Consider the following 14161-nt stretch of genomic DNA (forward strand, 5'->3'; position numbering starts at 1 on the left):
AGAAGAAACCTTCTCATTTTTCCCCTGTGCGCCCGAAAGTTTAACAATCATTGTAACTGCTCGGTCTCGCGTAGCGAGCGCGTTGCGACCGCTTCCTTCTCACCTTTCTAACCCTCCCAACTTACTGGCAATTTCCTTCACATCTTGGCCAGTGGGGAGATTTTCTAAAAACCCTTGACAAATGACGAGACTTGCTTTAAACTTTTTATATAGTGGGAATCCGTGCGCCCATATATATAGGGTTTTTGAGCAAAGATAAGAGAGAAAAAAATAGACTCAAAAATCGGGTTGAGTAGGAAGAGGATAAAGGTATGAAGACAGAAAATTTCTCTCCCCGACAAGCATTAAACAAAGCATTCCTGAGTAGGGATAATTCATGAATTATCCCTACGGAATTATCCTTACGGAATTATCCCTACGGAATTATCCCTACGATCTGAATTGTTGTTACGGTGATTATAAAATCGGCTCGATTTTTTTTCTAAAAACCCTTGACAAATGACGAGACTTGCTTTAAACTTTTTATATAGTGGGAATCCGTGCGCCCATATATATAGGGTTTTTGAGCAAAGATAAGAGAGAAAAAAATAGACCCCAAAATCGGGTTGAGTAGGAAGAGGATATAAGGAAGGTATGAAGACAGAAAATTTCTCTCCCCGACAAGCATTAAACAAAGCATTATTCGAGATTCGCGACAGATTGAGGAAAGGGCAGATTTAATTTTAATGTTATGTGGGGATGAATATTATCCAAATACCTCTAATCAGGGGATTATGGCAATTATCGAGGATTTATAGTTCTCCTTTGAAGGTTTTATCTAGGATACTGGGAAACAGTGCGTCTAATTCTTGAATGGCTTTTTTTCTGAGTTGTTTCATCTCGTTGATGACGATTTCTTATTCTAAATCCCCACTTTCACTCATATTCACCCTCACCTATAAACAAATCATAAAACAAAGAAACCGAAATAATAACCGTTTGTTCTAATTCTATCATCTCCTCAAAATCCCGATCACCAGTAATCAAAAAATCCGCCTCACTAACCCTTGCTAAAGCGATAAACTTAGCATCTTTCGGATCCCTTGTAAAGTCAACATTAACATTAACTTCTATTAACTTTGTGCTATTTTCAATTAAAGTTAACCATTCTGCTTTCTTGGTATCACGTAGTTTTAACTTCTTTCGCTGTAAAACTTCTCTATACTCATCTAAAATTTCCTGTGATACTATCCAATCATAATCAGCATGACTAATAATAAAATTAATCACCTTTTCTGGTTTTCCATCAGCAACCGCCGCAGAAATAAGGATATTTGTATCAATAATAACTCTCATTCTCCTCTCCGATAAGCTTCAATTTCTGCCGCAATTTCTTCATCGGTTAACGGATTATCAGCGTGTAAAGCTTGGGTTTCTTGGCATAAACGCTTAAATTCTTCTGCTAACCTTACTTTTTCAGGATCAATCGGTTTGTCCTTATTTTGTTCCCGTTCTTTTCGATACTTCCTAATCTTTTCTTTTAATAAAGCTTTTGCGGATTCTGTCCCTTTAACATAATCGGGTAATATAATTTCATCCTCCTGTTCTTCTAATAGCTGAAACGCTTTAGAGATAACCTCTTGAGGGGTATTATATTTACCAGTTTTCAGTTGTCTTTCTAAAAACTGTTCCTGTTCAGGGGTTAACGTAATTTGTATCATAATTACCAAATAGTTTGAAGATTAGATAAAGCTTGAATATAGCAGAAACGTTAATCTGACCCTGATGCCTAACAACATTTTCTTTATCCTGATTTAAAACCCCCTTAATCTCAGCCATCAACCACCTGATTCTTGCATCCTTTTTCATAATAGCACTCAGTAACTGTTCGGGGGGCAAATGTTCAAAATCTTCCAGGAACTGGGGAAGTGGGGAGATTTTCAGAAAAACCCTTGACAAATGGCGAGACTTGCTTTAGACTTTTTAGATAATGGGAATCCGTGCGCAAATATATATAGGGTTTTTGAGCGAAGATAAGAGAGAAAAAAATAGACTCCAAAACCGGGTTGAGTAGGAATAGGGATAAAGGTATGAAGACGGAAAATTTCTCGGCTCTCTTAGGTTTGGTGGGCAAAATGTATTCTAAGATACATTCTTCCTAGCGAGCGAGTGGAAGGAACCACAAAGACACAAAGGACACAAAGATTGATCGATCCTATATAAGTTAAACTTATCACACAGAACCTAGAAGAGCCAATTTCTCTCCCCGACAAGCATTAAACAAAGCATTTCTGAGAGTCAAACCGAGTCGTAGTCAGGTAGAGAAGTTTCAAACCCACCTGACTGGAAAGAGGGTATGGGGTGTAGGGTGTGGGGTGTAGGGAAGGAAACATCTTTCATCTGTGGGGGTGAAAATTTTTTCATCGGGACTAACTACAATTCTTAGGAAGTATAAACGAGACAGAATCCAAAGCTGACTGCTGATGGATATAAAATCGGCTCGATTTTTTTTCTCAAAACCCTTGACAAATGACGAGACTTGCTTTAGAATTTTTAGATAATGGGAATCCGTGCGCAAATATATATATAGTTTTTGAGCAAAGATAAGAGAGAAAAAAATAGACCCCAAAATCGGGTTGAGTAGGAGTAGGGATAAAGGTATGAAGACGGAAAATTTCACATAATATCGTAGGGATAATTCATGAATTATCCCTACGGAATTATCCCTACGGAATTATCCCTACGGAATTATCCCTACGGAATTATCCCTACGGAATTATCCCTACGGAATTATCCCTACGATCTGAATTGTTGTTACGGTGATTATAAAATCGGCCTGATTTTTTTTCTGAAAACCCTTGACAAATGACGAGACTTGCTTTAGACTTTTTAGATAATGGGAATCCGTGCGCAAATATATATATAGTTTTTGAGCAAAGATAAGAGAGAAAAAAATAGACCCCAAAATCGGGTTGAGTAGGAATAGGGATAAAGGTATGAAGACAGAAAATTTCTCTCCCCGACAAGCATTAAACAAAGCATTCCTAAGAGTCAAACCGAGTCGTAGTCAGGTAGAGAAGTTTCAAACCCACCTAGGACAACTTTTGGGGAGTATAAACGAGACAGAATCGGAGGAGTTCCATAAAAACCTGCTTGCAGACTTTCTCAAACACAGCTACTATAGTCCCCAACATTTCATCAACACCAAGGGAAGGAATGATTTAGTCATCCATAATGGGAAAGAATCGCGGGATTCCGTGGGGGTAATACTGGAAGTCAAGAAACCCAGCAATAAAAGCGAGATGCTGCGGAGAGACAAACTCAACTGTAAAGCATTACAGGAATTACTCCTCTACTTCCTACGGGAAAGGATAACCGAGAAAAACCTAGAGATAAAACACCTGATTGCTACCAATATATATGAGTGGTTTATCTTCGATGGGAATATCTTCGAGAGACTATTCGCACAAAATCAGGAACTTGTCAGACAGTTTAATGACTTTGAGACGGGGAGACTAACGGGAAAAACCACCGACTTCTTCTACAAACAGATAGGGGAACCCTTCCTGAACTCCATACTCGATTCCCTGACATACACCCATTTTGACTTGCGGGAATACTCCCAAACCATCCGGGAGGATGAACATAACCTCATCAGTCTCTATAAAATCTTTTCTCCCGAACACCTCTTAAAACTCCCCTTTGCGAACGATAGCAACAGTCTCGACAAAAACTTTTATAGTGAACTGCTGCATATCATCGGATTGACAGAGATAAAAGAGGGAGGAAAAAAACTCATCCAACGTCTGCAACCAGCAGCGCGACAACCCGGTTCGCTGCTAGAGAACGCTATCAGTCAAGTGGAGAGTTTAGATAAAATCTCTCGTTTACCCAATCCCGAAGAATTTGGGGAGACGGAAGAGGAGAGACTATTGAATATCGGTTTAGAGTTGGGGATAACCTGGATAAATAGAATCCTCTTCCTCAAACTATTGGAAGCGCAGATAATTAGGTATCATCGGGGGGATAAATCCCTAGGGTTTCTCAATTTAAGCAAAATTGCCAACTATGACGACTTAAATCGCTTATTTTTCAGCGTTTTGGCCAAAAAACAGACAGAAAGAAGCAAAGACATCCAGAATACCCATACTCAGGTTCCCTATCTCAACAGTTCCCTATTTGAACCGACAGACTTAGAACAGTCAACCATAGTCATCAGTAACCTGCGTTCGGAGAATATAGAGATTTTTGCAGGAACAGTCTTAAAGGATAGTCAGGGGAAAAAGCGAACAGGAGAAATCAACGCTTTAGCATACCTATTTGAGTTTCTCAATGCCTACGATTTTAGCAGCGAAGGTGGGGAAGCGATACAGGAGGATAATAAGACTCTTATCAATGCGTCAGTGTTGGGATTAATCTTCGAGAAAATCAACGGATATAAGGATGGTTCCTTTTTCACCCCCGGTTTCATCACTATGTATATGTGTCGGGAAACGATTCGACGCGCAGTGATAGAGAAATTTAACCAGAGTCAGGGATGGGATTGTCAGACAATCGAGGATGTGTATAACCGCATCAAAGATAAAACGGCAGCCAATGCTATTATCAATAGTCTCAAAATTTGTGATCCTGCGGTGGGTTCGGGACATTTTCTTGTTTCTGCTTTGAACGAGATAATCGCGATTAAGAGTGAGTTACAGATTTTAGTGGATAAAGAGGGTAAAACTCTCAGGGATTATCGGGTTGAGGTGGTGAACGATGAGTTAATCGTCACCGATGATGACGGTAATCTGTTTGAATATAATCCCCGCAGTCGAGAAAGTCAGCGAGTACAGGAGACTTTATTTCAGGAAAAACAGCGTCTGATTGAGGGGTGTCTCTTTGGAGTTGATATCAATCCCAACTCGGTGAAAATCTGTCGTCTGCGTTTATGGATTGAGTTACTCAAGAATGCTTACTACAAAGCAGATAACGAGTTAGAGACGTTACCGAATATCGATATTAATATCAAGGTTGGCAATTCTCTGATTAGTCGCTTTGGGTTATCCAATGATTTACAAGTCTTTTCCCGCAAAAGTCGTTTAAGTATCGAGAGTTATAAGGATGCGGTGAGAGTCTATCGCAATGCGGAGGATAAATCGCAAAAGCGTGAGATGGAGAGATTGATAAGTGAGATTAAGAGTAGTTTTCGTCAGACTTTACAGTTAGATAATCCTCTGAAAAAGCGCTTGCGGGGTTTGGAAACGGATTTATATAGTCTAGAGAATCAAATTTTGTTATTTGAGGAGTCACCCAAGGAAAAGAAAGCGCGGGAAAGGAAGATTAGTCAGTTAAGGAATGAGATTGATAAGTTACGTCCGCAACTAGAGGAGATTGAAAGCGGTAAGATTTATCATAATGCTTTTGAATGGCGCTTCGAGTTCCCCGAAGTTCTAGACGATAAGGGGAATTTTATCGGTTTTGATGTGGTAATTGGCAATCCTCCTTATGGAGTGAAATTCAAGGAAATGGAAAAGAGTTTTTATAAAACAAAATATCCTATTTCGAGTCAAGGGAAAATCGATTCTTTTAAATTATTTTATGAAAGAGCTTATCAACTTTTAAAATCTCAATACTATCAATGCTATATTGCTCCTAATACATTTCTTTATAACACTCAATCTGAATCTCTAAGAAGTTTTCTTATTCAAAATACACATATTATTAAAGCTATTGAGTTGAGAAAGAATATTTTTGAAGATGCTCCTGATGTAGTCACTGTAATAAATATTTCCCAATATATTAAACCGAAAAAAGACTCAACTACTTCTGCGATGGTTGCCTATCCAGATTATAAATATAATAATCTATATGATGATGAATGGGAAATTATTCAAGAAATACCATACTCAATTTTTATAAATGATAGAGAGAAGAAAATTAATCTCAGAAGAAAACTTATATTAGATGAAATTATAAACAATATGAACAAATTTAGAAAATTAGGCGAGCTTTTTCAACTGAAACAAGGTACAAAACCCTATGGAGATAAGGAAAATAAAAATACTGACCTATTATCTAATAATCAAATAGATCAAAGCTGGGAACCAGCAATTAATGGAAGAAATATTGCTTCCTATAGTATAGTATTTGAAAACTTATACGTTAAGAGAAGCAAAGAATTACATAGTTGTTTGCCAAAAGAAATAGTAGATACTGAAAAAATTTATTTTCAGAGAATGCGAAAAATATCATTATTTCCTAGAATAGTTGCTTGTTATGATAGGGATGGAATTCATGGATTATATACTTGTTCTGTTATTTATAAGAACAATTTAAATACGGTAAATTTAGATTTAAAGTATTTATTGGGAATTTTAAATTCTCATTTAATAAATATTTGGTATAAAAATTTTGATACTGATCTAGAAATAAAGCTTGTCTCGGTAAAAAGTATTCCAGTAAGAGAAATTAGTCAAGAACAACAGCAACCTATAATTGCACTTGTAGATCAAATTCTCACGGCTAAAAAATCTAATCCCAAAGCTGACACCAGCGAGTTAGAAAAAGAGATTAACCAAATAGTGTATGAATTGTATGGATTAAGTGAGGAAGAAATCGGGATAATAGAGGGGGAAATAAAATAAATATAAATGTAGGGTGTGTTAGCGAAGCGTAACGCACCCAAAAGCATCCCAAAGGACTAAAAAAAATTTGCTCCCCCTAAATCCCCCTTAAAAAATTTGCTCCCCCTAAATCCCCCTTAAAAAATTTGATCCCCCTAAATCCCCCTTTTTAAGGGGGACTTAAATTTGATACATTAGTTCTCATGATAAATTCTGTTTTTAATAGTATGATGAACTCCCAATCGAACTTTAAAACCCATCTCCCATCTCCCCACTGAGTAACGCACAGAAAACGGGTTTCTCCGAGAAACCCGTTTTCTACTCATGCACTCATGCAAAAATGGGAATAAATAATCAGTCTTTAATAACCAGATTTAGTATTACCTAGGATTATTAGTATTCTATAATACCAATGCTTAGGAAACTATCAAGAAAATCCCAAGATTGAGCGAATCCCTTGCCAAAAAACGCTATAATAGAATAAAGTGCCTAATTTTTTCGACAAAATTGTTATGATAGTTACCAATAGACAAGAGCTAGAAGAACTGATACAACAGGTAAAAAAAGCTCAACAACAATTTGCCAACTATAACCAAGAACAAGTAGATCTTATCTTCAAAAAAGCCGCATTAGCAGCCAACAACGCGCGCATTCCCCTAGCTAAAATGGCAGTACAAGAGACAGGGATGGGAGTAATAGAAGATAAAGTGATTAAAAACCATTTTGCCTCAGAAATCATCTACAACAAATATAAACACAGCAAAACCTGCGGCATTATCGAAGAAGATAAATCCTTTGGATTGCAAAAAATCGCCGAACCCGTGGGCATTTTAGCGGGGATCGTACCCACCACAAATCCCACCTCCACAGCCATTTTTAAAGCCCTAATTGCCCTGAAAACCCGCAACGGCATCATTTTTTCCCCCCATCCGCGAGCCAAAGACTGCACGATCGCGGCGGCCAAAATAGTCTTAGAAGCGGCCGTGAAAGCGGGCGCACCGGCCGGTATTATTGGTTGGATCGATCAGCCATCGGTGGAACTTTCCCAAGCATTAATGCAACATCCCAGCATTAATTTAATCCTTGCTACCGGCGGTCCTGGTATGGTAAAAGCGGCCTATTCTTCCGGAAGACCTTCCCTAGGAGTCGGTGCCGGCAATACCCCCGCTTTAGTGGACGAAACTGCTCACATAAAAATGGCCGTTTCCTCGATTATTCTCAGTAAAACCTTTGATAACGGCATGATTTGCGCTTCCGAACAATCGGTAATCGTTGTCGATAGCATCTATGAAGAAGTTCGACAGGAATTTATTGCTCGCGGGGCCTATCTTCTTTCCCCCGAAGAAAGGAAAAAAGTCGTCGGGATTCTCCTCAAAGATGGTCATATCAACCCCGATATCGTCGGACAACCGGTAGAAAAATTAGCCACCATGGCCGGAATTTCCGTTCCCGAAGATACCCGCTTACTAATCGGAGAAGTAGAAAATATTGGCTTAGAGGAACCATTTTCCTACGAAAAACTCTCGCCAATTTTAGCCATGTACCGGGCCAAAGACTTTGAAGATGGGGTCAAAAAAGCCGAAAAACTGGTCTTATTTGCCGGTCGAGGTCATACGGCCGTGCTTTATACCGCACCCTCCAATCGGGAACATATTAAGCACTTTCAAGACAACGTACAAACGGCCCGGGTATTAATTAATACCCCTTCCTCCCAGGGTGCAATTGGTGATATCTATAACTTCCGTCTCGATCCTAGTTTAACCCTCGGTTGTGGCACTTGGGGCGGTAATTCCATCAGCGAAAACGTCGAACCTACCCACCTATTAAATATTAAAACCGTAGCCGAGCGCCGGGAAAATATGCTTTGGTTCCGAGTACCACCAAAAGTATATTTTAAATACGGAGCATTACCCGTCGCTATTCGGGAATTAGCCGGCAAAAAACGGGCCTTTATTGTCACCGATAAACCTCTTTTTGACCTAGGAGTTACCGCAGCTTTAGAGGAGGTTTTAGAAGAAATCGGCATCACGATTAATATCTTTTATGATGTGGAACCCGATCCTTCCCTAGAAACCGTCGAACGGGGGTTAAATGTCATTAATACCTTCAATCCCGATGTGATTATCGCTATCGGTGGTGGTTCCCCCATGGATGCCGCTAAAATTATGTGGCTACTCTACGAGCATCCAGAGATAGAATTCGAGAGCTTGGCCATGCGTTTTATGGATATCCGCAAACGAGTCTATGAATTGCCTCCTTTAGGCGAAAAAGCTCTGATGGTTTGTATTCCCACCACTTCGGGAACAGGATCAGAAGTGACTCCCTTCGCCGTCGTGACCGATCGCCGTAATAATATTAAGTATCCTTTGGCAGATTATGCTCTAACTCCCAGCATGGCCATCGTCGATCCGGAATTAGTGCTGAATATGCCGAAAAAATTAACAGCCTACGGCGGAATTGACGCTTTAACTCACGCTCTTGAGGCCTACGTCTCGGTTTTAGCCTCAGAATATACTAATGCTCTTGCTCAAGATGCCATCCGACTGCTGTTTAAATATCTGCCCAGTTCCTATCATAACGGAGCTAAAGACCCGAAAGCGCGGGAAAAAGTCCATTACGCGGCGACAATGGCAGGAATGGCCTTCGCTAATGGCTTTTTAGGCATCTGTCACTCCATGGCCCACCAATTGGGGGCAATTTTCCACATTCCCCACGGTCTAGCCAATGCCTTGATGATTTCCCACGTCATCCTCTATAATGCCACCGATGCCCCCTTTAAACAGGCCACTTTCTCTCAGTACAAATATCCTAACGTGAAGTGGCGCTATGCCAGGATCGCTCATTCCTTGGGATTGGGCGGAGAAAGCGAGACCGAAAGTGTGGAAAGATTGGTATTAGCGATCGAATGTTTAAAACGGGAAATCGGTATTCCGGCCAGTATTAAAGAGGTAATTCCCGAAACTGAAGCCGAATTTATGGCCAAATTAGACCATTTAGCCGAACAAGCTTTCGATGATCAGTGTACCGGAGCCAATCCCCGTTATCCCCTGATTGAGGACTTAAAAACCCTGTTAATCCAAGCTTATCACGGCAATTTGCCCCTAGAGGTGGCGGTAAATGGTCACGGTGATGTCAGTCTTGCCGATTTGAAGTTAGAGCCGCAACCGTTGAGCTTGTAGGGATAGATTTTGCCTTTGATTCCCCCTACCCCCTGTAGGGTTGATTCATGAATCAACCCTACTTCTTGCCTTTTGCCTATTGCCTTTTGCCTTTCTTCACTGGGAAATTTACTTTGCACGACTACTTAAAAATTATCTTTTTTCCCCCGCAGCCGCGCAAACACTTGTACTGGTTCATTGCTATCCATGGTCATGGCCAAAGCGGGACTATCCCAGCGCAAAAAAGGATTAGTCAGCTTTTCCGTCCCCAAAATTGCCGGAATCGTGGGAATATCTTCAGCGCGATGTTTTTCCACTTCCCGATAACGCTGCTGCAAAGCAGCATTATTAGGGTCAACTGTCAAGGCAAACTTTAAATTATTTAACGTATATTCGTGAGCGCACCAAACCCTAGTCTGGTCAGGCAGCGATCGCAATTTGGTTAAAGAAGCCACCATTTGGCCCGGTGTTCCCTCAAATAAACGACCACACCCCCCCGAAAACAGGGTATCACCACAGAATAACTCACCGTAATCTCCGGGGTTAACCGGGGGAAAATAATAGGCAATATGAGCGCGAGTGTGGCCGGGGACAAAGAAAACCTCGGCCCAGCGACCGGCAAATTCCACCCGATCCCCCTCCTCTAAAAACAGCTGCTGGCCCGGAATGCGACCGCGATCCTCCTTTCCCCCATAAACACAAAGATGGGGATAACGATTAATTAAAGCCTGATTAGCCCCCACATGGTCGCCGTGGTGATGAGTATTAAAAATAGCGACTAAATCCACCTGTAAAGCCTCTAATCGCCTGAAAACGGGTTCAGGTTCCGCCGGATCCACCACGGCCGCGATTTTTTGCGCTCGATCGTAGAGGAGGAAAATATAATTATCGGAAAGGGCGTTAAGACGTTCGATCTCCATGGTAGAATTTTGGGCTAAGGTTTAACTCGATCATACCTATAGCAGCATCTTTGAGAAATCAGGCTAGAAACCTCAACCACTGGGACAAAATCTTAAATATGGCCGATGTAGAATAATAACTATAATAAAAGTGTCATAAAAAAGCAGTGAATTTATAGTAGTTATGACGATCAAATTTCGGTTTCATCCAGAGAAAGCAGTTGAAGCCGCTGCTATACTCTTAAAGCTGCACGGCAAACCGATGAAGTATTTAGGGTTGCTGAAAATGCTCTATATAGCTGACCGTCTTGCTTTAAAAACCATGGATCAACCAATTACTGGGGATAGATATGTATCAATGGATTATGGACCGGTTCTCAGTGGTGTTTATGATTTGATTAAAGGACAGCCCGTGGACTCTGCTTTACCCCTGTGGTCGAAATATATTTCTCCCCGGGATTCTAATTATGTTGACCTGCTGCAATATCCCGGCAATGAAGAACTCTGTGAAGAAGAAGAAATGATTCTTAAACAGGTTTACAAGACTTTTGGCCATCTCAATCCCTTTCTTGTAGCCGAATGGACTCACGATTTACCAGAATGGAAGGATCCCCATGGTTCGGCTATTCCAATTTTAGTGGAGGATGTTTTGCGATCTATGGGTAAAACGGAGGAGGAAATCGAAGATATTAGCCAAGAAGCCCAGCGAGAAGCCTATTTAGATGGAGCTTTACATGGCTAGTCTGGTAGTCAAGCTGGGGGATGCCTTTTTAATCGATACACCCCCTAATAAGCAACATCTCTATATTGCGATCGCAAAGACTTCTGAAAATAGATATTTATTTGTCAATGTTACAACTCGAAGAAGCAGTTCGGAAGCTACTTGTGTGCTTTTGCCCGGCCTTGGTGTCCCGAATTTTATCGTCTGTGAATCCGTGATTGCCTATCAATTTGCCCGGGAGATGGATGCCACGGAATTAGCCAGTTTAATCACTGCGGGTAGTCCGATTCCAAAAGGCTCCTGTTCAGCCACAATTCTCGCACAGATTCAGCAAGGTGGTCTAGTTTCTCGACGGCTGAAAAACAAGTACAAAATTGCTCTTAGAGCTTTCTTAGATACATAGCTTCAGCCGTTTTCTGGTTAACAAGTTTTTGTCCCCTAACTCCCCGCAGGACAGGAATCGGCGAAAATTACGCAGGGAATCCCCACATGACTAACGGGAACAATATCGGGTTCTGTGGGGGGAAATAAAGCGACAACGTGGGGAACGGGACGGGGAGTATAATGCACTTGCGATTGACCCTGATAAGCGAGGGAAGTACTTGCTCCTGAATCCAACATCACCGCCTCCCGAAAACCTGCCTGTACTAATAATTCTCCCAAAGCCATGGAATCGATCGGCTCTCTGGAAACCCCGATTACTGGCTGTCCTGCCTGATTAATCCCCCAAAAAGCCCGGTGACGCAGGGCATCAAAACCGTAAAGTGTACCAAAGGACTCTCGCGATTGTGGTTGTCCATCTTTGACTAACCAAGCGGCCGCGACAAAAGCATCCGTCACCTTGAGATCATCTCCAGCCTCCGCTGCGATTCCTTCTAGGGTATTATGACGGACAGGATCGAAGGGAAGATAACGCACCCATCGCTCGGTAATGATTACTAAAGGACGACCCTCTAACTTGCCGATTTCTCCCTCATATCCCGGGATAAAGCCGCCATTTTCGCTTAAAACCGGCCCGATCATCTGATTTGAGTCCAATTCCTTGAGGGAGAAAAAACCGCCATCTACAGCCGCGACTGCTTCTGTACCGGCGATAATTTCCTCCACTTGATAGCGACTATCAGCGTGGATGGTTTTGGGAATCCCGCCACTAATTAATACAAGTGTATTAGTTGGGAATTCCACTTCCCGTTTTTGGATGGTGGTGGCAAAGTTAAAACCGCCATCGGTACGGGGTAAGGGATCACCTCCCCAAGCTTGCGGGACAACTTCTCGCGTGCGCGATTGCCCAAAGCGTCCAATAGTGAGTAAATCGGGGGATTGTCCAGCAAAATGCTCATCGAGGTCATTCATCGATAAAGCCGCCCGATAACCCGCTTTTTTGACGAATTCCTTCACTCGATCGTCCGCCTTCCCTTCCGGATAGGTGAAATAATTAATCGGAATGCCCAATTCTTTTTCTAAGATTTGTTTCGATTGCTTGACTTCTTGCTCCAAATCTGCATCGGATAATAACCTTAAATCCCGGGGATGACTAACACTATGGGAGACAATTTGTACTAGAGGATCGGCGGCCATTTCCTGGAGTTGTTGCCAAGTGACACTGGTTCTGCCGGTTTTTTGAGTCATTTTATTGATATAAATCGAGAAAACGGCGGGATAGTTATATTTTCTCAATAAAGGATAGACATACTGGTAATGTCCCCCATAACCATCATCAAAAGTTAATAAAACCGGTTTAGCGGGAAGGGGGATACCTGTCCGCAGATGGGAAATTAACCAATCGATACTGATAGGAGTTGCCCCGATTTCCTGCAAAAATTGAAAATGTGCCTCTAATTCGCCTGGAGTAACGTCAAAGAATACCTCTTTTTCTGGTAAAATGTCGTGATACATTAAAATAGGTACTTTTGTCTCTTGCGCGCGGGGATGAATTGCCGGCCAGGGGGCCAAATCGATCGCCGTTGCCGAGTTATTTTGCCAATTATCGAGACTAATATCGTTTTTTTGGAGAGATAGGGAAACAATCACGCGATCGGAGAGGTTTTTATAGGTTTTACAGTCAAAAACTCTCGATATATCCTTAAAAGAACTATTTTCTAGAACATAATCCGCGCATTCCGGTTGAAACTCCCTAAAAGGTGCGGGGAGAGAATCACCCCCCACCAGAGCATTAGAACGAGGATAGAGAGAACTTGCCCAAATAATCAGACAAACGACGATAAATGCCAAAAATCCGTATAGGGGAAGGAAAGAAAAGGAAGATTTTTGCCGAGCTTGCCAACGCATAAGATCAAGTAATAAAGTAAAAAGTAAAAAGTAAAAAAGCAGATAGTCCTTGAGTTACCGAAAAAACTGCCTTTTATCTAGATTTTTGGCTTTTGTTTTCTCGTCAGCAAAGCCCACTGATTACAAGCTGAGTTTCTCCATAATTCGTTCCCTTGTCAAGTTTTCTAGAACACCCTCATCAGTTATCAGTTATCAGTTATCAGTTATCAGTTATCAGTTATCAGTGAGCAGTGAGCAGTGGACAGTGGTAATCAGTGAGCAGTTGTCAATAGACTACCTTTATTGATTCTCCCATCTCCCTTCTCCCCACTCCCCTCTCCCCAAGCTGAGTTTCTCCATAATTCGTTCCCTTGTCAAGTTTTCTAGAACACCCTCATCAGTTATCAGTTATCAGTTATCAGTTATCAGTTATCAGTGAGCAGTGAGCAGTGGACAGTGGTAATCAGTGAGCAGTTGTCAATAGACTACCTTTATTGATTCTCCCATCTCCCTTCTCCCCACTCCCCTCTC

The 14161-nt window shown here is 41.5% G+C and carries 10 protein-coding genes; 6 read left to right on the forward strand and 4 right to left on the reverse strand.

The annotated features are described in order from the left end of the window. The first annotated feature begins 376 nt into the window (after positions 1-376). On the forward strand, positions 377-502 hold the full coding sequence (locus B5D77_RS27650) for a hypothetical protein (RefSeq protein ID WP_256386917.1): 126 nt from the start codon (positions 377-379) through the stop codon (positions 500-502). Between the two features lie 413 nt (positions 503-915). Here B5D77_RS27650 and B5D77_RS06705 read toward each other — a convergent pair whose 3' ends face one another. Together B5D77_RS06705 and B5D77_RS06710 are read right to left on the reverse strand one after the other, a co-directional pair. Further along, a complete protein-coding gene (locus tag B5D77_RS06705; RefSeq protein WP_106908509.1) occupies positions 916-1335 on the reverse strand; it encodes a putative toxin-antitoxin system toxin component, PIN family in 420 nt (139 codons plus the stop codon). Beyond that, positions 1332-1700 carry a type II toxin-antitoxin system ParD family antitoxin gene (locus B5D77_RS06710; RefSeq protein ID WP_002803329.1) on the reverse strand — a complete coding sequence of 123 codons (369 nt, stop codon included), beginning with the start codon at positions 1698-1700 and terminating at the stop codon, positions 1332-1334. The genes B5D77_RS06705 and B5D77_RS06710 overlap by 4 nt, the downstream gene beginning before the upstream one ends. 980 nt (positions 1701-2680) lie before the next feature. Here B5D77_RS06710 and B5D77_RS25765 point away from each other — a divergent pair. The 3 genes from B5D77_RS25765 to adhE all read left to right on the forward strand — a co-directional run bounded on the left by B5D77_RS25765 (position 2681) and on the right by adhE (position 9763). Beyond that, the gene (locus B5D77_RS25765; RefSeq protein WP_159036945.1) at positions 2681-2848 is read left to right on the forward strand and encodes a hypothetical protein; all 168 of its coding nucleotides are present in this window, start codon (positions 2681-2683) and stop codon (positions 2846-2848) included. Positions 2849-2975: 127 nt separating this feature from the next. Beyond that, the gene (locus B5D77_RS06730) at positions 2976-6605 is read left to right on the forward strand and encodes an Eco57I restriction-modification methylase domain-containing protein (RefSeq protein WP_106908511.1); all 3630 of its coding nucleotides are present in this window, start codon (positions 2976-2978) and stop codon (positions 6603-6605) included. Positions 6606-7096: 491 nt separating this feature from the next. Beyond that, on the forward strand, positions 7097-9763 hold the full coding sequence (gene adhE / locus B5D77_RS06735) for a bifunctional acetaldehyde-CoA/alcohol dehydrogenase (RefSeq protein ID WP_002802302.1): 2667 nt from the start codon (positions 7097-7099) through the stop codon (positions 9761-9763). A 125-nt stretch (positions 9764-9888) separates the two neighbouring features. Here adhE and gloB read toward each other — a convergent pair whose 3' ends face one another. Further along, on the reverse strand, positions 9889-10662 hold the full coding sequence (gloB, locus tag B5D77_RS06740; protein WP_106908512.1) for a hydroxyacylglutathione hydrolase: 774 nt from the start codon (positions 10660-10662) through the stop codon (positions 9889-9891). A 163-nt stretch (positions 10663-10825) separates the two neighbouring features. On the opposite strand from gloB, the gene B5D77_RS06745 reads away from it, so the two are divergent. Further along, positions 10826-11383, forward strand: a complete 558-nt coding sequence (locus tag B5D77_RS06745) for a Panacea domain-containing protein (protein WP_008200530.1) — start codon at positions 10826-10828, stop codon at positions 11381-11383. Then, positions 11376-11765 carry a hypothetical protein gene (locus B5D77_RS06750; protein ID WP_008200532.1) on the forward strand — a complete coding sequence of 130 codons (390 nt, stop codon included), beginning with the start codon at positions 11376-11378 and terminating at the stop codon, positions 11763-11765. The genes B5D77_RS06745 and B5D77_RS06750 overlap by 8 nt, the downstream gene beginning before the upstream one ends. A 35-nt stretch (positions 11766-11800) precedes the next feature. On the opposite strand, the gene B5D77_RS06755 is transcribed toward B5D77_RS06750, so the two are convergent. Continuing rightward, positions 11801-13651 (reverse strand): polysaccharide deacetylase family protein, encoded by a 1851-nt coding sequence (locus B5D77_RS06755; RefSeq protein ID WP_106908513.1) that lies wholly within the window; start codon positions 13649-13651, stop codon positions 11801-11803. Positions 13652-14161: the final 510 nt, after the last annotated feature.

The organism is Microcystis sp. MC19 (genome assembly GCF_003019735.1).
Lineage (GTDB): Bacteria > Cyanobacteriota > Cyanobacteriia > Cyanobacteriales > Microcystaceae > Microcystis.